Annotated in this window: 20 protein-coding genes and 2 pseudogenes; 9 read left to right on the top strand and 13 right to left on the bottom strand. The window is 60.6% G+C overall.

What is annotated here, in order from left to right; genetic code table 11:
• The first annotated feature begins 31 nt into the window (after positions 1-31).
• The 5 genes from ACSFA7_RS00110 to ACSFA7_RS00090 all read left to right on the top strand — a co-directional run bounded on the left by ACSFA7_RS00110 (position 32) and on the right by ACSFA7_RS00090 (position 4,883).
• Positions 32-877: an alpha/beta fold hydrolase gene (locus ACSFA7_RS00110; RefSeq protein WP_435498865.1), complete on the top strand. Its 846-nt coding sequence runs from the start codon at positions 32-34 to the stop codon at positions 875-877.
• A 51-nt stretch (positions 878-928) separates the two neighbouring features.
• Positions 929-2,023, top strand: a complete 1,095-nt coding sequence (locus tag ACSFA7_RS00105; protein ID WP_435497519.1) for an alkene reductase — start codon at positions 929-931, stop codon at positions 2,021-2,023.
• Positions 2,024-2,082: 59 nt separating this feature from the next.
• Entirely contained in the window at positions 2,083-2,871 is a 789-nt protein-coding gene (locus ACSFA7_RS00100) for an SDR family NAD(P)-dependent oxidoreductase (RefSeq protein ID WP_435497518.1), read from the top strand.
• 150 nt (positions 2,872-3,021) lie between these two features.
• Entirely contained in the window at positions 3,022-3,852 is an 831-nt protein-coding gene (locus ACSFA7_RS00095) for an alpha/beta fold hydrolase (protein ID WP_435497517.1), read from the top strand.
• Between the two features lie 29 nt (positions 3,853-3,881).
• Positions 3,882-4,883 (top strand): NADP-dependent oxidoreductase, encoded by a 1,002-nt coding sequence (locus ACSFA7_RS00090; protein ID WP_435497516.1) that lies wholly within the window; start codon positions 3,882-3,884, stop codon positions 4,881-4,883.
• Between the two features lie 107 nt (positions 4,884-4,990).
• Here ACSFA7_RS00090 and ACSFA7_RS00085 read toward each other — a convergent pair whose 3' ends face one another.
• From ACSFA7_RS00085 to ACSFA7_RS00070, 4 genes are all read right to left on the bottom strand, one after another.
• On the bottom strand, positions 4,991-7,285 hold the full coding sequence (locus tag ACSFA7_RS00085; protein WP_435497515.1) for a DUF6351 family protein: 2,295 nt from the start codon (positions 7,283-7,285) through the stop codon (positions 4,991-4,993).
• A 296-nt stretch (positions 7,286-7,581) separates the two neighbouring features.
• Complete coding sequence (locus ACSFA7_RS00080) at positions 7,582-8,295, bottom strand: Crp/Fnr family transcriptional regulator (RefSeq protein ID WP_435497514.1); 714 nt, start codon at positions 8,293-8,295, stop codon at positions 7,582-7,584.
• Between the two features lie 21 nt (positions 8,296-8,316).
• A complete protein-coding gene (locus ACSFA7_RS00075; RefSeq protein ID WP_435497513.1) occupies positions 8,317-9,129 on the bottom strand; it encodes an alpha/beta fold hydrolase in 813 nt (270 codons plus the stop codon).
• Between the two features lie 11 nt (positions 9,130-9,140).
• Positions 9,141-10,070: a Bug family tripartite tricarboxylate transporter substrate binding protein gene (locus tag ACSFA7_RS00070; RefSeq protein ID WP_435497512.1), complete on the bottom strand. Its 930-nt coding sequence runs from the start codon at positions 10,068-10,070 to the stop codon at positions 9,141-9,143.
• Between the two features lie 137 nt (positions 10,071-10,207).
• Here ACSFA7_RS00070 and ACSFA7_RS00065 point away from each other — a divergent pair, with 137 nt between their 5' ends.
• On the top strand, positions 10,208-11,143 hold the full coding sequence (locus ACSFA7_RS00065) for a LysR family transcriptional regulator (protein ID WP_435497511.1): 936 nt from the start codon (positions 10,208-10,210) through the stop codon (positions 11,141-11,143).
• Between the two features lie 180 nt (positions 11,144-11,323).
• Here the strand turns inward: ACSFA7_RS00065 and gudD (ACSFA7_RS00060) are convergent.
• From gudD (ACSFA7_RS00060) to ACSFA7_RS00020, 9 genes and pseudogenes are all read right to left on the bottom strand, one after another.
• A pseudogene (gene gudD, locus ACSFA7_RS00060) lies at positions 11,324-11,554 on the bottom strand (glucarate dehydratase); the annotation flags it as partial.
• Positions 11,555-11,718 (bottom strand): annotated as a pseudogene (gene gudD / locus ACSFA7_RS00055) (glucarate dehydratase); the annotation flags it as partial.
• A gap of 256 nt (positions 11,719-11,974) precedes the next feature.
• Positions 11,975-12,517 (bottom strand): cupin domain-containing protein, encoded by a 543-nt coding sequence (locus tag ACSFA7_RS00050; protein WP_435497510.1) that lies wholly within the window; start codon positions 12,515-12,517, stop codon positions 11,975-11,977.
• Between the two features lie 23 nt (positions 12,518-12,540).
• Positions 12,541-13,482 carry a tripartite tricarboxylate transporter substrate binding protein gene (locus tag ACSFA7_RS00045; protein WP_435497509.1) on the bottom strand — a complete coding sequence of 314 codons (942 nt, stop codon included), beginning with the start codon at positions 13,480-13,482 and terminating at the stop codon, positions 12,541-12,543.
• A gap of 46 nt (positions 13,483-13,528) precedes the next feature.
• The gene (gene fahA, locus ACSFA7_RS00040; protein WP_435497508.1) at positions 13,529-14,854 is read right to left on the bottom strand and encodes a fumarylacetoacetase; all 1,326 of its coding nucleotides are present in this window, start codon (positions 14,852-14,854) and stop codon (positions 13,529-13,531) included.
• A 245-nt stretch (positions 14,855-15,099) separates the two neighbouring features.
• Complete coding sequence (locus tag ACSFA7_RS00035) at positions 15,100-16,896, bottom strand: ABC transporter permease subunit (protein WP_435497507.1); 1,797 nt, start codon at positions 16,894-16,896, stop codon at positions 15,100-15,102.
• 24 nt (positions 16,897-16,920) lie between these two features.
• The gene (locus tag ACSFA7_RS00030) at positions 16,921-17,985 is read right to left on the bottom strand and encodes an ABC transporter substrate-binding protein (RefSeq protein ID WP_435497506.1); all 1,065 of its coding nucleotides are present in this window, start codon (positions 17,983-17,985) and stop codon (positions 16,921-16,923) included.
• 24 nt (positions 17,986-18,009) lie between these two features.
• Positions 18,010-19,164, bottom strand: coding sequence for an ABC transporter ATP-binding protein (locus ACSFA7_RS00025; RefSeq protein WP_435497505.1), 1,155 nt, complete (start codon positions 19,162-19,164; stop codon positions 18,010-18,012).
• A 44-nt stretch (positions 19,165-19,208) separates the two neighbouring features.
• Positions 19,209-19,637 (bottom strand): nuclear transport factor 2 family protein, encoded by a 429-nt coding sequence (locus tag ACSFA7_RS00020; protein ID WP_435497504.1) that lies wholly within the window; start codon positions 19,635-19,637, stop codon positions 19,209-19,211.
• Positions 19,638-19,784: 147 nt separating this feature from the next.
• Between ACSFA7_RS00020 and ACSFA7_RS00015 the strand changes: the two genes are divergently transcribed.
• The 3 genes from ACSFA7_RS00015 to ACSFA7_RS00005 all read left to right on the top strand — a co-directional run bounded on the left by ACSFA7_RS00015 (position 19,785) and on the right by ACSFA7_RS00005 (position 22,667).
• A complete protein-coding gene (locus tag ACSFA7_RS00015) occupies positions 19,785-20,690 on the top strand; it encodes a LysR family transcriptional regulator (RefSeq protein WP_435497503.1) in 906 nt (301 codons plus the stop codon).
• Positions 20,687-21,589, top strand: coding sequence for a LysR family transcriptional regulator (locus ACSFA7_RS00010; RefSeq protein WP_435497502.1), 903 nt, complete (start codon positions 20,687-20,689; stop codon positions 21,587-21,589). The genes ACSFA7_RS00015 and ACSFA7_RS00010 overlap by 4 nt, the downstream gene beginning before the upstream one ends.
• Positions 21,590-21,914: 325 nt before the next feature.
• Positions 21,915-22,667 carry a hypothetical protein gene (locus tag ACSFA7_RS00005; RefSeq protein WP_435497501.1) on the top strand — a complete coding sequence of 251 codons (753 nt, stop codon included), beginning with the start codon at positions 21,915-21,917 and terminating at the stop codon, positions 22,665-22,667.
• Positions 22,668-23,067: the final 400 nt, after the last annotated feature.

Here is a 23,067-nt window from a genome sequence, read left to right as displayed (position 1 = left end):
TGAGCCAACTTACCTTGAAAGGCTTACGGATATGAGCAACACCCACCTGACCGCCCCCACCCGCTTCGTCGAAGTGGATGGCGACAAATTCGCCTATCGCCGCTGGGGCAACGCCTCCGGCGGACAGCCCCCTCTGTTCTTCGTCCAGCATTTCCGCGGCGGCATGGACCACTGGGACCCCCTGTTGACCGATGGGCTAGCCGCAGGCCGCGAAGTCATCCTCTACAACGGTCGCGGCATTGCCTCCTCGACCGGCACGCCCCGCAACCGGATGGAAGACATGGCAGACGACATCGCCCTGGTGATCCGGGCGCTGGGCCTGTCCCAGGTCGATCTGCTCGGTTTTTCGCTCGGGGGTTTTCAGGTGCAGGAGGTCGCACTGCGTCACCCGCAACTGGTTCGCAAGCTCCTTCTGCTTGGCACGGGCCTCCGCGGCGGCGATCCGAAGATGGAACCCAGGGTGCTGGAAGTCGCGCCCAATCCCGTGCCAACCGCGGATGACTTCCTCTACCTGTTCTTCGGCCGCTCGGAGGCTGCCAAGCAGGCAGGCCTGGCCTTCTGGGAGCGCCGCCACCAGCGCGTCGACCAGGACCCGCCCAGTTCCATGGCGGTCGCTCAAGCCCAGACCGAGGCGCACGCCGCCTACTTGCAGCCATTGCCGGGGGCGAATCCCTACGCCTTCCTGAACGCCGTCACGCAGCCGACCCTGGTGCTCAACGGCGTCCACGACATCATGATCCCCACGATCAACTCCTGGCATCTGTCGCAGAACATCCCCAATGCGCAGCTGTTGATCTACCCCGACGCCGGACACGGCGCGCAGTTCCAGTGCCCCGAGCGCTTCCTCCAGCACGCGATCCAGTTTCTGAAGGAGTGATGCCCTGCATCCCCTTTTCCCACCTGATCGACGACGACACAGCAAACCAACATGACTGACAACACGCTTTTCGAGTCCTACACCGTTGGCTCACTCAAACTTTCCAACCGCATCGTGATGGCGCCGCTGACGCGCAATCGTGCCGGTGCGGGTCTGGTACCCAGCGAGCATGCCGCCACCTACTACAGCCAGCGCGCCTCGGCCGGCCTGTTGATCACGGAAGCCACGCAGATCTCGGCACAGGCTCAGGGCTACCAGGACACCCCGGGCCTCTACACGCAGCCGCAGATCGACGGCTGGCGCAAGGTGACCGACGCCGTTCATGCCAAGGGCGGGCGGATCTTCGTCCAGCTGTGGCACGTCGGACGCATCTCGCACGTCGATCTGCAGCCCGGCGGCGCTGTGCCGGTTGCACCTTCGGCCATCCGCGCCGCGACCAAGACCTTCGTCAACAATGGGTTTCACGACGTCTCCGAGCCACGTGCTCTGACCTTGGATGAGCTTCCTGGCATCGTCGAAGATTTCCGCAAGGCTGCGGCCAACGCGATCGCCGCAGGCTTCGATGGCGTCGAGATCCACGGTGCCAACGGCTATCTGCTCGAACAGTTCATCAAGGACGGCGCCAACGCACGCACGGATGCGTACGGCGGCTCCATCGAGAACCGTGCCCGCCTCTTGCTGGAAGTCACCGCCGCAGTGGCCAAGGAAATCGGTGCGGACCGCACTGCCGTGCGTCTCTCTCCCGTCTCGCCGGCCAACGGCATTTCCTGCAGCGATCCGCAACCGCAGTACGAATACATCACCGAACAGCTCAGCGCGCTGGGCATCGTCTATCTGCACGTGGTGGAAGGCGCCACCGGCGGTCCACGCGATGTCGCACCATTCGACTTCGATGCTTTGCGCAGCCGCTTCAAGAACACCTACCTGGCAAACAACGGGTATGACCTCGAACTGGCCAACGCCCGCTTGACCGGTGGCGAGGCCGACCTGTTCGCCTTTGGACGCCCCTTCATCAGCAACCCTGATCTGGTTGAAAGGCTGAAAGCCGGCGCCCCTCTCGCCGCCCTGAACCCGGCCACGCTCTATGGGGGTGGCGCGGCGGGCTACATCGACTACCCGGCGCTCGCCGGCTCCAGCGTCCAGTAGTGATTGCCCCATGCCGCACACCGCGGCATGGGCTCACCTTTTATCAAGGGAAAAAACGCATGACCTCCCATTCCACTGTTCTCATCACGGGCGCCTCGACCGGCATCGGCGCCATCTATGCCGACCGCTTCGCCCGCCGCGGCCACGACCTTGTGCTGGTGGCACGCGACAAGGCACGGCTGGAAACGCTCGCTGCGCGCCTGCGCGAGGAAACCGGCGCTGCCGTCGAGATCCTTGCGGCCGACCTGACCCAGCCCAGCGATCTGGCCGCAGTCGAGGCGCGCCTGCGCGAGGACGCCAGGATCGAAACCCTGATCAACAACGCCGGGGCCGCGCTGTCCGGTCAGTTCATCGACCAGTCGACAGACGACGTCGCCCGCCTGGTCAACCTCAACACGACCGCACTCGTCAGGCTGGCGAGCGCCGTCGCCCCGCGCCTGGCGCAGGCCGGCAAAGGCGCGATCGTCAACATCGGCTCGGTGGTCGGCCTGGCGCCCGAGTTCGGCATGTCGGTCTACGGTGCGACCAAGGCCTTCGTGCTGTTCCTGTCCCAGGGGCTGAGCCTGGAGCTCACGCCCAAGGGGGTCTATGTGCAGGCGGTGTTGCCGGCCGGCACGCGCACCGAGATCTGGGGGCGCGCCGGCATCGACAGCAGTGCGATGCCTGATCTGATGGACGCGGACGAGTTGGTGAATGCCGCGCTGGCGGGATTCGACCGCCGTGAACTCGTGACCATCCCGCCGCTGCACGATGCCGCGCGCTGGGAGGTGCTGAACACGGCACGCCAGGCCCTGATCGGGGACATCCGGCAAGCGCATGTGGCAGAGCGCTATCGAACCGCCGCCTGAAACGGCAAAAAACTCAATGACGGAACGGACGGCACATGGCATTCAGGGCAGCGCTCGCCAGCAAGGCCGACGACACCGTTCGATTCGCCGCGCCACATGAAGCACCTTGAAGAGACGATGCCCCCTACCGACAAGCACCCAGGATCGCGCATGCCCTACATCGACGCACCTAACCGATCGATCGATGTCGACGGGACTGCATTCGCGTACCGTGACCTCGGGCCACGCAGCGGCGTGCCGCTGGTCCTGCTCAACCACTGGGGCGCAGTCCTCGACAATTTCGACCCGCGGATCGTCGATGGGCTTTCCCGAAGGCATCGCATCATCGCGATCGACTACCGGGGGATCGGCGCTTCGGGCGGGACGGCACCCGTGACCATCGATGCGATGGCACAGGATGCGATCGCACTGATCCACGCACTGGGTTTCGAGAAGGTCGATCTGCTCGGCTTCTCCCTCGGAGGATTCGTGGCGCAGGACATCGTGCTGAAAGCCCCCCGCCTGGTGCGCCGGCTCATCCTGACCGGCACGGGGCCGGCAGGCGGCAAAGGCATCGATCAGGTAGGGGCGGTCTCCTGGCCGCTGATGGCCAAAGGCTTGTTGACGCTGCGCGATCCGAAGACCTACCTCTTCTTCACCTCGACGGCCAATGGCAGGCAAGCCGCGAAGGCCTTCCTGGAGCGACTGAAGGAGCGCAAGGCGGAGCGGGACAAGGGGCCAACGCCCAGTGCTTTCCTGCGGCAGCTGAAGGCCATCAAGGCCTGGGGCCGGCAGGCGCCCCAGGATCTGGGCAGCATCCGCATCCCTGTGTTGATCGCCAATGGCGACAACGACATCATGGTGCCCACCGTGAACAGCCATGACATGGCGCGTCGCATTCCTGGCTCACAACTGGTCATCTACAAGGATGCCGGGCATGGCGGGATCTTCCAGTACCACGGCGAGTTCGTGCCCAAGGCGCTGGCCTTCCTCAATGACTGAACAATCAAAACCCTGGAAAAAAGTCCCCCATGAAAGCTTTCATCATCGATCGGTACGGAAAGAAGGAAGTTGGCCGTATCGGCGAAATGCCCGACCCCGAGGTCCGGGACGATGACGTCCTGATCCGGATCCACGCGGCGAGCATCAATCCCCTGGACTCGAAGACCAAGAGCGGCGAATTCAAGCTGATTCTTCCCTACCGCCTTCCCCTGATCCTGGGCAACGACATGGCCGGAACAGTCGTGCGGGTCGGCGCTCGCGTTCGCAACTTCAAGCCCGGTGATGAGGTCTACGCACGCCCTGACGACGATCGCATCGGCACCTTTGCCGAGTTCATTGCCGTCAAGGAATCGTCGCTGGCACTGAAGCCCGCGAATCTCAGCATGGTCGAGGCCGCCTCTGTTCCTCTGGCGGCCCTGACGGCCTGGCAGGTGCTGGTCGAAACCGCCAAGCTCAAAAAGGGGCAAAAGGTGCTGATCCATGCCGGCTCCGGCGGCGTCGGCACCATCGCCATCCAGCTTGCCAAGCACCTCGGCGCGTTCGTGGCCACGACCACCAGTACGGCCAACATAGGCTGGGTGAAGGCCTTGGGCGCGGACGTCGTCATCGACTACAAGCAGCAGGACTTCGCCACGGTGCTTCGCGGCTACGACGTGGTGCTGAACAGCCTCGGCACCAACGAGCTGAACAAATCCCTCCAGGTTCTCAAGCCGGGCGGGCACCTCATCTCCATCTCGGGGCCACCCACCCCGACGTTCGCCGTCGCGCGAGGACTGGCCTGGCCGCTCCAGCAGGTGCTGCGCCTGCTGAGTTTCGGCATCAGGAGGAAGGCAAAGAAGAATGGGAGCAAATACACATTCGTCTTCATGCGGGCAGATGGGACGCAGTTGCGCGAGATCACTTCCCTCGTCGAATCAGGCGCAATCCAACCGGTCGTCGACAAGGTATTCGCGTTTGAGGACACCCAAAAAGCTCTGGTCTACGTCGACAGTGGGCGCGCCAAGGGCAAAATCGTGGTGCAAGTGGTGTAACTGCCGCGCATGCCTGCGCTAGCATCGCCGATCAGCCCCCGCCTGTTCCGCGAGAGCCCGAGTCTGCCCACACCGCATCCTCTTTGCCGTGAAGCACTGTCGCCCACCTATTCCACGCCGGCCTCATTGCGCGCGATCTGCTGAGCAAGAACCGACCAAGTTCCCGGGACCTCTCCAAAAACAAGCCAGTCGGCGTCAGGCTTAACCTGATTCAGGCCTGGCTTGCTCCAATCACAAACGCCGGTGGGGAAGATGGCGTTGAGGCGAGCCAGCTCCGCCGGTGTGAGGCTCGCACGATACTCAGCTGCGTTAACTGGTTTCAGCTGACACTTGAGGATGTCGCCAGTGCGTGGACCACCGGCCGCGAGGCGAACGTCTCCATTGACCGGGTAGAGTTGTGCGCAGGTCGATTGCCGGCCGAGAGCTCCCGCAGTTGTCCATGGTTCGTTGATGCGCCGTCCGTTTGTATCCCAGCATGCATCTGCGGCCGAGTCGGGGCGGTTGGCAATAACCTTCTTTGCATAGGGCGTCGGCGATTTGTCTGCTGCGATTTTTTCCAGCCACTCATTCATCGTCGTCACGCCAAGTCGAATCAGATTCGGGTTGTTGGCAGTCCCGGTCCCGGGAATCACCCAAACAGCCATGTTGTCACGTGTGCCATTTGCCTTGATCAGGCGCTCCATCGTTGCAAAAGTACGGTGGAACGAGTGAACATCGGCCTTGTCGTCAATGTACGAGCGATAGTTGATGATAGGCAGGGTCAAATTGGACGAACTGTTCATGCGACCTGTGCGATAGGCGTTCTCGATGGCTGTGAGGTTGCCAGAGGAGCGTGTCGCGACATACTTGCCGTCGATGTCGAGACCACCAACCTTCTCGTTCAAATCAAGGAACTCTTCCGCCGTGATCTGACCTGCATTCAGCGCTTGAAGGCCATACTGAATCCCAACGTTGTCAAATCCGTTTCGCGCAAAACCAGTTGCCGGGTCCATGCCGAACGAGTTGATGTTCGAAGTCCATATGTCACCACGCAGTCCCGTTGAATTTTTACTTGCGTCGTATCGAATGGATGTAGGAACAACGGAGCTAAAACCCTTCATCGGATCTTGCCATTGAGTGGAGTAGGACAACCACGTCGTGCACGAAGTCTGCGTCGCGCTCTTGCCGTGTCCATCTACTGCTGCGCGCTTGTTTACATCCCAATTTGCCGTGGTTTTCGTCTTGTAGTAGTTCTCGAGTAACGCGCAATCTACGACGTCTCCAAGAATAGAGAAGTTGTCAGGGAAACTTCTATCGGGAATGATGCCGTCAAAGATTCCCGGATAGTTCTGAGCGATAAGGTGCAACTGCATTGAGGCGCCCGATGGGCCAAGGCCAATGGTGAACTTCGGCAGACCGTAGTCCTCGATGAAGTGCTCCTTCATCATGGCTGCCGACTCGGCGGAGACGACATCGTTCTGGCCGGTACCGAAGGTGAAGCGAGTGGCGATAGCGACGGCGAAACCCAGCGCCAACGGATCGTCTTTGTTGCTGATGATGCTGTCGCTCAGACGCCAAGGCGCAGACACATCATTTGATCCGGAGCGGTAGGCGGGTGCCGCCCCGCCCGTGAAGTGCATGTACAGCTTCCCGTTCCAACCTGCTCCGGGCTTCCTGCCGTCCTTAGCCCAAGGCTTCGATGTGGGATTGGTTGGATCATCGAGGATCGCGATCCGATAGATCGACTCGTTGATCGTCCCGGATTCAACCCGCACGATGTAGTCGACAGTGCGATTGTCAATCGTCGTTGTTTGGGCAAGATCAGCCGGGAATGGTCGTTCCAAACTCGGAAGTGGCACAAAGATGCCGGAGGTATTCTTGTAGTACCAGTCGTAGCGTGACCCCACCTGGCACGGTCCCTCTGCTGGTGGAGCCCCCAGTCCCGACGCTTGCGTTTCACAAATCCAAGGCCGCTGATGAGGTCCGCTGAAGATTGGCCCGGAAGTCGGCGAATTCTTGACCTTCACAGATGCGACCAATGCCCCAGTAGGAATGTACCGGGCCTGGAGTTCATTCTGGTCGTCCTTGAGTCCTGTGATGAGGCCGCGCAGTGTTCCTGTTTCAGAGATCTGAAGATCGGTATTAGATACTGCAACTCCGTTGCGGGTCACAACAACTTGAGACGCGCTAACCCCGTTAGGAAGCGGAATATCAACTACGACATCTCCGCCAGTGACCATCTCAGACTTCGATGAAAGCACCTGGATACTCGAAGCTGTAAAGACCGGTTCGGCGCTGGAACTCGGAGGGGGTATGGTGACCGGCGGCGAGCCGCCTCCGCCTCCGCCTCCACCACAACCGGCAATTGCCAGAAGGACAAACGAAGCCACTGTGGCAAGCTTGCCAATAAATTGATCGGACATGGTGTCTCCTTAGAGCTGTGTTTTCACCGCTGCGGGAGGCATGCGCTTGCCACCCACTACCAGGGCTCAATGCCCCTTAGGCAGTCTAGGGAGGGGAGAAAGGCAAGATTGCCTATGAGATAACAATGCTCGTGATCACCCTGCAGGGGATTTCCCTAGATGCCGGGAACATCGCTACGAAGTGGTACATGCCGTCGCTGCTGCGGCTGACATGCTTGGGCTGGCGTGCAACAGGCGGTGGCCCAGAACGCAGGAGTCACTCGAACGGATCCACGTCATCTGTTGGCCCACAGTGGTTATCGGCAGTCGCCGCTCTCGGCTTCCTCATAGGATCGCAGGCGCTCAACAGAAGTGACCGTGAGACCTCCGTACTCGATGCGTAGAAGACCTTCGACCTCGAGCCGCTTGAGCGCTACGCCAATGCTCTGCCGAGACAGGCCGACCAGTTCGCCAAGTTCGGTCTGCGACAGGCGCAAGTGCGAGTCCATGTTCGGATAAAGCACTGGGTTGTAGAGCGTCGCGATTGACCTTGCGGTGCGTTCGACGACGTCACTTACGCGTCCCGCTTCCATCATGGTGATGTACTGCCCGAGCCGCTCGTTCAAGTGTGCAATGAGAGTGTGATTGAACTCAATGCTATGAGCGTGCAGCCATTCGAACGTCCGCATCGGGATGTGGACGACGGTGCTACATCGAACTACCACTATGTCATAGAGGCGAAGTTCGCGCTTCAGGACCGTACCTTCCCCTATCCAGCCTCCACTGGGGATGCCGGTGAACATGACTATCTTTCCGGATCGATTGACAGAAGCAATTTTTAGAAGACCGTCTGCGACGCCGATCCAGGAACTGGATAGCGCACCTTTGCGGGCAACCACCTGTCCCGGCTCGTAAGAAGCCAAGAAAGCATCTGAATAGAGGCGATCGCGGGCGGGTGCACCAAGCGACTTCACCCAGGGCGTTCGGTCCAACACGTCCGCCGCTCGCGACTCCGTATGCGGTACGACCATCTTCTTTACCCCGGGGAATTGCTATGTTGGTGTAAAGGGGGCGTGCCTGCTCAAAAATGACAGCACCTGTTTATTGAACTCCTCTGGCTTTTCGAAGTATGCGGAATGGCCCGCATCTTCCACAATCACCATCTCGGCATTGGGAAGCAGGTCGAGCATCTCCTCCGCCACACCTACAGGAACAATCGGATCTTCCCGTCCCACGACAACAAGGGTGTTCGTCGTGACTTTCCGAAGTTCTGACATGCGTAGAAGCTTCTCGGGTGCCAGGAGCTTGGCGAGGGCATTCCCCCAGTCGTGCTCATCAATGTCTCGCGCACTGGGGTTGAAGTGGTTGATCTGCGCGTACAAGACTGCTTTCTCGGGGCAATGGGCCAAGAACCATCGACCTAGTGACCTTTGCTCGATGGATACAGCCTTCTGAGTGAGGCGACGTTCTGCGAGGATTCGGTTGATCTGCGGATGATCGACAGCCAAGGTCGAGTCGCAAGCGCAGAAAGCCCAAACACGCTGGGGATCCTCCAGGCACAGGCGGAGGCCAACCATGCCGCCCAATGATTGACCGACGATCGCAAATCGATCGATGTCCAGTAGAAAAAGCACTGCCAGAACATCACTTGTGAATTGGTCCATCCCAAACTCGTCAAGTGGGGCGACGGATCGCCCAAAGCATCGAAGATCGATCGTGATGCAGGTGAAAGCCTTACTGAAGCTCGGAAGCTGCTGCCACCAGGTCGCTCCGTTGGAACCAGCCCCATGAAGAAAGACCGCCGCAGGACCGGAACCGCAGAGTTCGAAGTAGATTTTTCTTCCGTTTGAGTTCGCGTACGCCATATCTCGAAGAATCAGTTGGCGCGAAGGCCCAAGCTCCGAACCAACGTGCTCCAGCGATTCAGGTCTTTTACAACCAAGTCACCATACTGCTTCGGCGTGGTCCTAAGAGGCGTGAGACCTTCGGCGTCGAGATGCTGCAGGAGCGCTTTGTCGTTCAAGGCTTCGATCAATGCGGCGTTCAGCTTGTTGACTACTGCGGCAGAGGTGCCCTTGGGTGCGGAAAGGCCAACCCAAGAGCTCACGGTCAGGTCTGGATAGCCAAGCTCGGCGAAAGTGGGGACATCTCTCCAAGCAGGGCTTCGCTGAGCGCTCGATACAGCGATCACTCTGAGCTTTCCGGATTGAACACTCGCCTGGGCGGCATTTGGAGGAATGATCATCACCGCCACTACGCCGGCGAGCACGTCTTGTAAAGCAGGCGCGCCTCCTTTGTATGGAACATGCGTCAACTGCACTTTGGCCGCCCGCTGCAACAGTTCCATCAGCAGATGGCCAGTGCTGCCTGCGCCCGAGCTGGCGTAGTCGACCGTGCCAGGTGCCCTCTTCGCCTTGGCGAGCAGATCCGACAGACTCGCGATGCCGGAATCGGAGCGGACGATGAGCCACTGCGCCCCTTCGCCAATAGCTCCAACTGGCTCAAAGTCCTTCGCAATATCAAACGGGATCTTGTCGTACATCTCTTGCGCAATCGTGTTCAACATTCCGGTCATGGTCAACGTGTAGCCATCAGGCGCTGCAGAAGCTCCGAATTGCGTTCCAACAATGTTTCCGGCACTCGGGCGGTTGTCTACGACCAGCGGTTGACCTAGCGATGCAGCCATCTTTTGTGCCAACGGGCGCATGATCCTGTCGTACGGGCCGCCTGCAGGAGCTGGCACAACGACTTTGATTGGGTGGGTTGGCCAAGCGGTGGTTTGTGCTGTCGCTACGATGCTGCTCAAGCAAGCGATGGCCATGAGTAGCCTCAACATTTTTCGTCTCCTTTTTATGATCTGCCGTTTGCGATCTCGAATCTTCCACGTACCGCCTCCTCGATCCAAATTAAATTCCGGTCCTAGCTATCAGTGCTACTAATACCATGTCGTTGAACGCCCTTAGCTTGCTCAATCGCCTGCTCACGCGCGGTAAGTTCCGCCAATTGCAGATCGTTCTGAGGGTGGCGGAGCTCGGCAGCATCCAGCGAACAGCAAATGCGATCGGAATCACCCAGTCTGGGGTGACTCAAGCCCTGGCTCATCTGGAGCAGATGCTTGAAGTGAAGCTGTTCGAGCGCCATGCGAGGGGAATGCGACCTACCGCAGCGTGCATCGACCTGCTGCCGGTCGCGCGCCAGCTGATAATCGGGATCGCGCGAGGCGCTGAGATCGTTGCTGCTCGTCAACAACGCAGCACGGGGTTCGTTCGATTGCTCGCTTCTTCTTCTGCCATCCATGGACTGCTCGTCCGCGCCTTGCCTCGATTCGCTGAAGCAGAGCCTTCTATCCGCGTGCAACTCGATGAGGCAGAAGGGGAGGATCAGTTGCTCGCTGTCGCGAGAAGCGAAGTCGACTTGGCAGTGTGTAGGCGGCCGGCAGTTTCACCGGAGGGCTGGGCCTTCTACCCGTTGCTTCCGGATCGCTTTGTGGTGGTGGCCCGCTATGCTCATCCGCTTGCGCGCGTTACTTCGGTCAAGGTAGCAGATTTGTCCGACTGGGAGTGGCTGCTCTTGCCAGCCGGAGCGGCAGCAAGGGAGCACTTCGAAAAGATAGCTGCGCAGTTCAAGGCGGAACCGATCGCCTTTCCGGTCACCACGCGCGCGCTGCCAATGCTGTTCTGGCTATTGCAAGAGAGAGATCTCTTGGCGCTGCTTCCACTTTCGCTAGTCGCACCGCTGCTTGCCAGTGGGCAACTTTGTCGGGTGAACGCGGAAGTCGACCTAGACATCGAGCCAGTCGGAATTCTGGCACCACTGCAGTCCGGAGAAGCTGCGCAAAAGCTTTTCGACTTCCTGCAGGATTCGACATCGACTACGTGAATCGCCCGCTCCAACACCCCCCGCGCTGAGTTCTTCGCTTCCTCCCAGGGGCTCATCCAGCACCTGTCCTCAAGCCCCCAGGCCGAGATTGCACCCGAGGGCAGGCATCCCTCCCCGCTGACTGGTTGCGGCAGCGGCTCTTCCAAGTTGGGCGGCGCCTGCACCTTGAATGCAGTTCCCCGGGATCAGGTATTGCATCGCCTGCACTTCGTTGCGCGTGCCCAGGCCGTGCCTCAGGTACAGCTGGTGCGCCTTCTCGACCTCGTCCATGTCGAGTTCCACGCCCAGGCCGCCGCGCGTGGGCACCTTCACGAAGCCCTCCTCGATCTGCAGCGGCGCCTTGGTCAGGCGCTGGCCGTCCTACCAGATCCAGTGCGTATCGATGGCCGTGACCTTGCCCGGCGTGCGTGCGAGGTCGATCTTCTTGCGGTCGCCCACATAGAAAAGGTAGCCGAGCATCTGATCTGCACTGCATCGCGCTGCTGGCCTTCGCCGAGCAGGGCCGCAACGGGCACTTCGAGGAACTGTCCCAGCAGGTCGAGCAGCGCGGCCTTGACGGCGGTGACCTCATGGATGGGCCTACTGCCCAACCGACGATAACCACAGGCACGTAAACACCCCGTTATCGGTCGTTGGTTCACTCTCACGTCTCAACTCGTGAAACGACAGTCACGAGAACACCCCATTACCGTCGGTTGACCAAACGCCAACCTCAACTCGATAGGCTGGCGTTTATGTCCCGACCGCAGCTTCTTACCTACTCCCAGGTCGATTTCATCGACCGCGATCTCGGCAGCCTCGGCCAACTTCATGGTCCATACGGTCTACGCCTCAAGCCCCGTCGATGAGGATAAAAGCAATACGCGCTACCGCGTCCGAACGATTGGCCCAAGCATGGTTCGTGCCGCGCTGGATGAGAACGTCGCCGGCTCGAAGCGTGGCTTCCTGCATATCCAGGACCGCGACGACCTCACCTTCGAGAACCAACGCGTAGTCAACCGTTGTGGTCCGATGCATGCCAGGATGTTTTTTCGTCCCGGCGTCATCACGATGCGCATCGTCGAACATCTTGCCGAAGGTCGCTTGGATCCGCCGTCGCGTTTCCTCCGGATCCTTCGACTCAGGAGGCAGGTCAATGATCCTCAAGACGGTTCCTCGTGGAGGAGGCGCTATGCCCTGCAAGTGGTCTAGCCCGTCCGCGGCTTTGATGGACGCTGGCGACGACGTCGTGCACCACAGATTGACCGCTTGAAACCCCGGCCTGGACTCCACGGTGCGCACATTGAGTGCTGAGGTGTCTTCTGCGATGCAGGAGCGGCCTTCGGAGTCATGGCCTGTGACGATCCGGCGTATGGAGCGATGGGGCGTGTTCATGTGATTTTCCGGTTGGGCATTCGTCATTCGGATTTGAGATGGAGCGAGCGAATCACCTTTTCCAGCGCCTGAAAGTCGGTACCGACACGCTGAAAGTACGGCTGGCTGCCGAGATAGGCAGGATGCTGCGACAGCGTCCTGGCGGTGTCGCGAAACTCCTTCGACTGCACGGCGACCTCACAAGCCTTGGCCAGTGTTTCGACAACGGCCGGAGAAGTCCCCTTGGGGGCCCACAGACCGTTCAGGCCCGGAGCCAGCGAAGCGATGCCCAATTCCTTGAAGGTCGGCGCATCGGGATAGCGGTCTTGCCGTTGCTCCGCAAAAACTGCGAGCACCCGCAGCTTGTCGTTTGCTCCGGCGGCCGCGGCAGAGGACACGCCAAACTGGATGGCGCCGCCGACCAAGTCCACGAGCATGGGGCTGTCTCCGCGATACGCGATGGCGTTGAATTTCAGGCCTGCCGCTTGCGCAAAATGCTCGGCGGACAGATGCGGCACAGTGCCCTGCCCGGCGGCGCCATAGGCGATCTTTCCCGGATCGGCCTTGGCCATCTGAATCAACTGCTGAATGGACTTGATCGGCGAATCGGCGCTGACGACCACGGTCATGACGTTCTCATGCGTCTGGCAAACCGGTATCAGCGCGTCGTACTTGGGCCCTTTCAACAGGATCGAGCCACTGGTCACCGGTGTAGACGGACCGAACGCCAGGGTGTAGCCGTTCGGAGCCGCTCTGGCGACCTGCCAGAAGCCGATCGTCCCACCCGCGCCCTCCTTGTTGATGACAACCACCTGGGCACTGAGCTGCGTGGCAATCGCCCGGCTGAAAACTCGCGCCATGCCGTCCACCGCACCTCCGGCGGAAAACGGCACGATCACCTGGATCGGTTGTTGCGCCGGATAGGTCTGGGCGCCGGCGTGAATCGCGCTTGCAAAAAGCGCAAGGAATGCAGCCGTTGATTTCATCTTTGTCTCCTGTCTATTTGAATTTGAAAAACGAAACTTCTGGGAACTAGGCGGCTGCTGGCCAGCGCGCCGCAGGCAAGATCCGAGATCGACATTCGCCGAATCCGATCGACACATGTCCGTCTTTGCTGGCGAACGCTTTGAAGACGAGCTCATCGCCGTCGATCAGCCATTGCCGGGTCGTTCCATCTGGCAGTTGCAGTAGCTCCTGGAACTCTGCGAGGCAGCCTCGGCTCGCCAGGTCGGGGCCCGATACGGTCCCACTTCCAATCAGATCGCCCGGCCTGAGATCACAACCATTCGAGGTGTGGTGCGCGACCATCTGCGCAAAGGTCCAGTACAGGTGTTTGGCATTGGTCCAAGTGACATTCAATGGCGGCAAGCCGGCAGATCGCATGTTCGCGCTCGTCAGCCACGCCTCGAGTTGCAAATCGAGCCCGCCCTGCGTGGCGTCGATAGAGCCGTGGAGATGGGGCATGACGCCGGGCTCATCGGCGGTCCTTGACCGCGCCGGCACACGAAAAGGCGCAAGAGCTTCCGCAGAGACAACCCAGGGCGAGATGACCGAGCAAAAGCTCTTGCCTAGGAAAGGACCCAGTGGTGTCGTTTCCCATCGCTGGATGTCGCGCGCGGACCAGTCGTTGAGCAGACAGTATCCGAACAGTTGCTCCTGCGCCGCATGCACGGGAACAGGGTGGCCGAGGGCATTTCCCGGCCCGACGAACGCACCGAGTTCCAGTTCGAAATCCAGTGCTTTCGCCGGCCCGAAGTACATTGTCCCGTCGACGCCCCTCGACTGCCCATTGGGGCGCACAACATCGTGCCCGCTGGCCCGCACCGAACTCGCGCGGCCGTTGTAGGCAAGTGGCAAGTGGAAGAAGGCGTCGGGAACCGGATTTTCCGGGTGCGTGCTTCGGCGCGCGCGAAACAAGTGATCGAACGATGTGAGGAAGTCGGTATAGCCTCCGATGGTGCAAGGCAACTGCATCGCCACTGCGTCATTGCGCAGCAACAACCTGCCAGCCTGAGCTTGCGCGCGCACGGACAGGGCGCCGCCTTCGGTCAGCATCTCGAACACTTGCAGGCGTAGTGCCGAGTTGGCACTTGAACCCAGCGCCATGAGCTGGTTGAGCGAACCACTCGCAGCGGCGTTCGCTGCCTCCCTGGCATCGCCCGTGAAGAACCCTGCCCTGTTTGCCTCGGCAAGATCGAGCAGATGATCTCCTATCGCAACCCCCACGCGCGGCGGATGATCAGGCGTCGCAAAAATGCCCAAGGGCAAGTTCTGCACGGGGAAGTCGTGGGCGGGCAGGTTCGCAGCCTCCACCCAGCTGCGACGCGCCGGATCATGAGTGGCATTGAGTTGAGTCATGGGGTTCGGCACGGATGTGTGGTGGGACCATCAGAGCTAATGTATTTTTGGAATCGTGATCCGCATAATCGAATGTTTAGATCGATTAATCCGTTTTTCAAATTGATGGAGTCGGCCGAAATACCCCGAAACGACTGACGTCCGGCCTGTGTCTCGACAGGCGAATCAGCGCGCTGAAGGGAGTGCGACAAATAGCATGTCTGGGCGGCACTCTTGAAGAGTTGCCGTGCTCAGTTGGCGCTGCTTCAGTGTGCGACCGAGGCGGGCTTTGATGCAGCCCCGGCACGAACATCGCCAGCCTGAGTGCCTCGACGTACCACCAGCGCAATGAAGGGCAGCAGGATGAGCAGCGTGGACAACGCAGCCACGGCCGGGTCGACCTGGTTGCGGATGTTTTCCCACATCTTGAGGGGAATGGTCACCACCTTGGTACCGGCGATGAAGCTGGTCATGACCACGTCGTCGAACGAGTGCAGGAACGCCAGCATCGCCGCCGACATCAAGCCGGGGGCAAGAATCGGCAGCATCACACGCCTGAAGGTAAGGGTGCGGGAAGCACCCAGGCTCTGCGCCGCCATCTCCAGCCGAGGATCGAAGCCCGAGAAGGACGCCACCATGACGACGAGCACCAGGGGAATGCTGAGGCACACGTGCATGGTGATGACGCCCGTGAGCGTTCCATACAAGCCGATGTCGGACAACACGGCGAATGCGCCCAGCGCTGTCACCACAGAGGGCACCACCATCGGCGCGAGAGCCAGCGCGTAGATGACACGCCCCTCCCTCCGATGATTCAGACGCGCGACGCCGTAAGCTGCCGCAGTTCCGAGAACCAGCGTGAGCACCGTGCTGACAAAGGCGATCTTGGCGCTCGTCACCGCTGCCGCCGCCCATTGCGCATCGGCGAACAGGAATCTGAACCAGCGCAGTGACCAGTTGGTTGGAGGAAAAGCGAGATTGTCGCCATCGTTGAATGACACGATGGCCACGATCACACTCGGCGCCACCAGATAGGCGCAGGCCAGGAACCCGAAGCTGAACAGGATGAGGCGGCCCGCACCCTTCCACCGCCCCGCTGATCGGCCCGAACCAGCTCGCCAGCCCGCCCCGCTCCATGCAACGGCGGGTGTGCCACCGCCAAAGAAGCGTGCGCCGATTGCTTCACCCCTGTCACCCAGCCAGCGCGAGAACGCAGGCCGCCGACCGTCGGGTGCAGCGGCTCCCGCGCCGACGAGACGCAGGAAGGCATAGATCATCAAAGTTGCACCCAGCAGCACCAAGGCCAAGGCGGCGGCGAAGCCGAAATTCAGGGTGGTTTCCACGTTGGTGGCGATCAGGTTGCCCAGCATGACGTCGCGCGAAGCGCCCAACATCGCCGGCGTAATGTAGAAACCCAGCGAAAGAACGAAAACCAGGATGCATCCGCTGCGGACCCCGTGCATGGTCAGCGGCAGGTAGACGGTCAGAAACGTCCGCAGCCCGCCGCCGCCAAGTCCCCGGGCGGCGCGCCACAACATCGGGTCAATGGCCTGCATCGCCGAATAGATCGGCAGGACCATCAGAGGCAGCATGACGTGGATCATGCCGATGTACATGCCGGTTCGGCTGTAGAGCAGTTCGAACGGCTCCTTGATCAGGCCCATTCCGAGCAGCGCGCCGTTCAATGCGCCTTGGTCACCCAGGAGGACGACCCAGGCATAAGTGCGGACAAGAAAACTCGTGAGGAATGGAACGATGATGCAAAGCGCAACCACCTGCTTCATCCTGCCCCGCGTCTGCGCCAGGCAAGCGGCTAGCGCATAACCCAGCACGAGGCACGCAAGGGTCACGGTCCCGGCGATGACGAACGTCTTGACTGCAATGCCCACATTGATCGGGTTGAATGCCTCTGCGTACTCCCGCAATGAAAAGCCGGGCAGATGGACGCTCAATCCGGCAATGCGCAGCAGCGGATAAAAGAAGAATCCGATCATCAACAAGGCGGCGGGAGCTACCGCCAGGCGAAGCATCGAGGTGCGGGATAGCGTCATGGTGAGCGTCATGGTGTGGTCCGCGAAAGAACGCAATTACTTCGTGATCCATGCATTCCAGCGCTGCGCCAGGCGTTCCCCATTGCTCTTGCCATCGGGTCCCACGTCGGAGTACCACGCGTCGTTCACCATGAAGGCGTGCTTGCGGTTCTGGGGACTTGTCACCATCGTGTCCGCCATCTCCTTGCTGATGAAATTGAACGCGTCGGGATTGGCAGGGCTGTAGCCGGTCAACGTGACGTACGCCGCCTGGCGCTGGGGATCGAGCGTGGACTCGATGAACTTGTGCGCCTCGCCGACGTTCTTGGCTCCTTTGGGAATGATCCAGTACAGGCCGGTCATCTTTGCCTGGTTCCAGACGATCTTCATTGGCCTGCCGGATTGGGACAGCGCGGTGAACCGGCCGTCGAAGCCCATGCCCAACGCCGCACCGCCGCTGGAGAAGATCTGCATCTGTTCGCTGCCCACTTTCCAGTACTTGCGGATGTGCGGCTTGATCTTGTCCAGGCTACGGAACGCCCGGTCCACGTCGAGCGGATAGAGCTTGTCCATGGGCACGCCGTCCGCCAGCAGTGCCTCTTCGAAGGGCCCCTGGCTGCCCAGCTCTCCGTTCTGCAACACGCGGGTGCCCGGAAATTTCTCGACGTTCCAGAAATCCGTCCAGCTGGCGGGTGCGGGCTTGCCGGCGGGGTACCTGGATGCGTCCAGCCCCAAGACCCAGGAGTAGTAGATGAATTGCACACCCCAGGGCTTCCTGGACTCCGGGCTCAACTTGTCGATCACGGCCTTGTTGAAGCGAGCGTAGTCGACGGGCTCGAGCAGCGCACTCCTGGACAGCATCGTCCCTCCCGCCGGCGAAAAGCCCGCCACGTCGAAGTCCATGTTTCCGCTTTGCGCCTTCAGCTTCACGCTTGCGGTGGTCGCCTGGTCGCGCACCACGTTGACCTTGATGCCGGTTTCCTTTTCGAATGGTTCGACGAAGGCCTTGATGGCGCTGTCTCCCTGCAGCCCTCCACCGACGACCACGGTGAGTGCCTGGGCGGATACGGCCAGCGTGGAAATTGCGATTGCGATCACTGACCAACGGACAACGGTGTTCATTGGGAACTTCTCCTTGATGGGGCTTCAGGCGTTGAACAGATGGACGTCGTCCATGGCAAAGCTCACTTCGACCGCGGCTCCCCGCTGGTGCAGGACGTTGTTGAAAGAGCGGGGAATCTTGGCAACGATCATCTGGTCGTCGACCTTCACGTGGTACTCGTGGGCATTTCCCAGAAATGCCACCTGCCCGACGATGCCAGGCAAGGTGATGCATTCCCTCTCACCGGCGTGCATGCCGCGCGGGCCGAGCTGAATGGCTTCGGGGCGGACCATGGCGACGACCTTGTCTCCTGCCACACATTTCAAATCCGAATGCACATGCATGCGCGTCGATGGCGTGACGACTTCGACGAGACCGCTGTTTGCGAGGCCGACCACGCCCGAGAAGAAGTTGGCATCTCCGACAAAACCGGCGACGTACGAGTCGCTGGGCGATTCGTAGACATCCAGCGGCTTGCCAACCTGGGCGATCTTGCCGTTTCGCAGCACCACGATGCGATCCGACATGGTGAGCGCTTCCTGCTGGTCATGCGTCACATAGATGATCGTCTTGCCGAGCTCGAGGTGCAGGTCCTTGATCTCGACGCGCATTTCCTCCCGGAGCTTGCGATCCAGCGCGCTCAGCGACTCATCCATCAATATCAGCGGGGGATCGAAGACGGTCGCGCGCGCCAAGGCCACGCGCTGCTGCTGCCCACCACTCAACTGTGCGGGGCGCCGATCGGCAAACATGGACATCCGCACCCGATCCAGCGCAGCGTCGACCAGCTTCTTCGCCGCAGCAGCGGCGACGCCGCGCGCCTTGAGCGGGAACTCCACATTTTCCCGGACCGACATATGCGGGAACAACGCATAACTCTGGAACACGATGCCCTGGTTGCGACGATTCGGAGGGACCCGGTCCAGGCGCTGGCCGTCCACCAGAATGGTTCCGGAGGTCACATCCGTGAATCCCGCCAGCATCATCAACAGCGTGGACTTGCCCGACCCGCTGGGTCCGAGGAGCGAAACGAACTCCCCCGGGTTGATCTTCAGGTCCACGTTCTCGACAGCCGGCACGCCGTCGTAGATCTTGCTCACACCCCTGAATTCGACGGCACCGTGTCCGACGATTTCCACCGCCGCGGCCCCTCCCATGGCCTGCAGGCCAGTGGACTGCTCATTGCGTGCTGTCTTCATGTGCTTTCAATGCCTCGTGGTGCTCGACGTGGTGGATGTGGAACTCAGTTGATGATCCAGGCCTTCGGGTCATGGTCCTTGCGGTACGCGGACAGGTCCGTGCTGCCGGCACGCGCGTAAGTGTCGAAGTGCTCCTCGAAGTGAACGATCTTTCCGTCTTCGACGATGTAGAAGTTGAAGACGAACATTTCGCACTTCCTGCCGTCCGTCGATTCGATGTCCAGCCGGAATCGACGCGCGACCTTGTTGCCCTCGCCGATGGAAACGATGTAGGCGGGATCCATGATCAGGGTCTGGGCATTCAGGCCCGCGGCGACGCGCAGGAAGTGCGCGTTTGCCGCGTCCCAGCCGACGACGGCCTTCGCGCCCGGAAGCAGCACCTTGACGTTCTCCGCGAGGTAGAGCTTGTTTGCTTCGGCCACGTCCGTGCGCCAGGTGACGTGCCACGCCTCGACGATTTCCTTGGGGCTCATTGGGTTCCTTGAATGTGGTTACTAGAATGGCCGGCCTCATGGGATGAAGCCTGCTGCCGAAGGTTATGGGCAGGGGGCATCCAGGGGCAACATCTGCATTCTTATGACGCGATAACCTGGCGGACTCGCCCGCCTGCTGGATGGCAAATGGAGCTTCGCCGCCTCGAGACCTTTGTTGTGGTCGCCGCCGAATTGAACGTTCGCCTGGCAGCCAAACGCCTTGGCGTGACGCAGCCTGCGGTGAGCGTGCAACTCCAAGTCCTGGAGACGGAACTCGGTTTCGAACTCCTCCAGCGTCATCAGAACCGCATCGTTGGCTTGACCGCTGCAGGCGCTTGCTACCTTCCTGCAGCCCAGCAACTGGTCGTCCAGTTGCGTATGGCCCAGCAGTCGGCACTGGATGTCGCAGACGGGCATGCGGCAGTCGTCAAGATCGGGCTCTGCGAGGATGTCGCCACCGGCAGCCCGGTGTGGCACACGCTCGGCGCATGTGTGCAGCTGGACCACGTGATGCTGCGGTTTGTTGAATTGCCGCCCGCCGAGCTCCTGCAGTTCGTCCGCGCAGGTGTGATTGATCTGGCGTTCGTTCCGCTGATGATGGACCTTCAAGGGTTGCGCGTCGTCCATCGCTGGACCGAGTCCTGGCTCGCGGTCCTGCCCGCTGGACATCGCCTCGCAAATCGTCCGCAACTGAGTCCGGCCGATCTGACCGATGAGTCGCTGATCCTCGGGGAAAGGGATGAGCCCGGCGCCGGCCTTCAGCTCATCGAGCAAGCGTTCAGTCAGAGCGGGATGCCGGCTCCCAGCATCGTTCGCGCCAAGCATCGCTCGACGATGATGGTGCTCGCGGCCACCGGAAGAGGAATCGCCTTCGTGCCCGAATCGCTCCGGCTCCTCGACCTCCCCGGCATGCGCATGGTTCCCTTTCTGGCACCCAGTCTCGAGATCGGCGTGGTTTCCACCGTTCCTGCCACAGACCACCCGCTGAACGAGGCCTCCGAGAGGATCGTCCTCCGCCTGGCATCCCCACAACGACCTGATTCGTCCCCATGAATCTGCGCCAGCTCCACTACTTCGTCGAGTTTGCCCAGGCGCTCGAGAGAGGCGATGCCCCATCGGCCTGGTCCCACTTCAAGTCTCACGCCGGGGTCATCGAGCGGGAGCTGGGTACAAGGCTGATCGAGCGGGAGGGCACTGCCACCTTCCGATTGACGCCGGCGGGCCTGGAATATCTGGCGGCTTCCAAACGAATGCTGCAGATGCATGAGAGCGCCATTGCGGAAGCCGCAAGTGCAGCGCGTGGTCAAGCCGGTGAGCTGCGGCTCGGTGTGTGCGAGGAGGCCGTCACCAACCGGCTCACGCATTTCCTTGCCGCACACAAGGAGCGGTATCCCGCAACACAGGTGCACCTGGTCGAAGACTCGTCTTCCGCGCTGGTCGCGGCGCTGCAACGACGGGAGCTCGACCTGGCCTTGATTCTGCCGGTCGTCGACCTGTCGGAATCGCTGCTGACGGAGGTATTGTGGTCCGACGGCTGGCTGGCGGCGATACGCAGTGGCCATCCACTCGCGAAGAAGGACTCGCTCGACTGCCAGGATTTCGGCGACCAGGAACTTCTGCTCGGCGACCCGATGTGGTCGTCGCACGGCCACGACATCATTCGCGAAGCCTTCCGGGTACATGGCATGGAACCAAAGATCGGGGCGCTGGTGTTCAGTCGCTCCACCATGCTGGTGTTGAGCGCTATTGGAATTGGCTGCACGTTCGTCCCCGCGTCGATGATCAGGAACCCACATCGCCCGCACCCTTCCAATGTGCTTCGCCCGTTTCGGGCCCCGCCGCTGCTGATCACTGCTGCCTACCTGCCTGATGCGCCCCGAATCGCGATCGGATTCCTGGAACTCGTTCGCGATATCGTCGCGAACGAGTCAGTATCCAAAGACAGTATGTGAACCATGATGACCAAGTACTTGCCTCACTGGGTGACACTAGACATCGATTCCATCCGAACGGTCCGAGCCAGCCGTCGACCTGGCGACCTTCGAATTCAAAGCGCAGGCACGTCCACACCCAGTTATCAGTCGTTGGTTCAGTCTCACGTCGCAACTCGTGATAACGATAGTCACGAGAATTCCTACTTACCGTCGGTTGGCCTTGCTGCCGCCCTCAACTCACGAGAAGCAGGCCTTTACGAAGGCTGGCTTTGGTGAACGGCTAGGGGCAGCATCATTTCGTTGATGAGTGCTTGACCAAGTCGCGAGAACGAGAGTTCCGAGAATGCCTCGTTATCGGCGGTTGGTTCAGTTTCACAGCTCAACTTGCGATTACGAAAATCACGCCAGTGCGGCGCCAGCCGCGCATCGCAGCTTTTGGGGTACAACCAAGTCTATTGATCTGGAAAATCAACTTGTTATGAGCGCCTCGGGAAAGAAGAAGCTCGTCGGTATTTGCCGGCGCATGGATGCGATTAGGGATGGATACACGACCCGCGCCGAACTGGCTGACCTGCTAGGTGACGCCAAGCTGCACTCGTTGCAGCGTTGGCGCACCGGCCCCAACAGCACTGAGACATTGATCTTTGCCCTTGGGGCGAAGCAGCTCGCCAATGTTCGCGATACGCATGTCGCGCAAATAAAAAAGGTCGAGCAGCAGGCAGCGAAACTGACGCGGCAACTGGCGAAGCACAAGCACGAGCTCAAGAACTGCGACGATCGGCTCTCCGCGCAGGAGCAAGAACTACACGAACTACGCGCTGAACTGTTGGCGGCAAAAATCGCGGCCGACGCGGCTGATGCACGCGCGGAAGAAGCACAGCGCGCCGCAACTCTGGCCCAGCGCAACATGGATCAAATGTCGATAAATGCTCAGGAAATTCCGATGATCAAAGAGTTTGCCTCCCTCACTGGCAAGAGCTCAGCACACCTCGTGCTCGATGCATCACCAATGGCAACCGGCGTCCCATTTGCTGTGCAGCCCACTAACGGCCTGCCAAGGTCAAGGGGGCGGACCAGGCGCAATGATCGGCGATGACGCTAGATGCGTGCTCGACTCCGCTACGTCAATTACGATAACGAGACCGACAGAAAAACCCAATTTGTCGGGGGGCTGTCAGCCTCACGTTTCAACTCGCGATAACTAAGATCACGGAAACACCCAATTATCGGCGGTTGGTCACCTCAAGCCCTATTCAAGCGGCAGCTCGGCCCCGTTAAGGTGAGGTTCAAAGGGCTGAACAAGAACGGCGCATGATCCCGCTGTTTGCGCTCTCGCATCTGTGGATGGCGCGCAAGAATCTGATGGCGATGGACAAGGTCTAGGGAAGGTCTGATCAAGTCGTAAATCAGCTTGATGGCGAGCGTGCGTATTCGGTCGTTGCGCTCACAGGCTCGTCTCGCCGAGCATCCCGTGCGTTCGAGAGGCCCTGCGGCCC

This window comes from Variovorax trehalosi, assembly GCF_051216415.1.
In the GTDB taxonomy this organism is placed as follows: domain Bacteria; phylum Pseudomonadota; class Gammaproteobacteria; order Burkholderiales; family Burkholderiaceae_C; genus Variovorax.
This window is presented reverse-complemented; position numbering and strand designations above follow the sequence as displayed.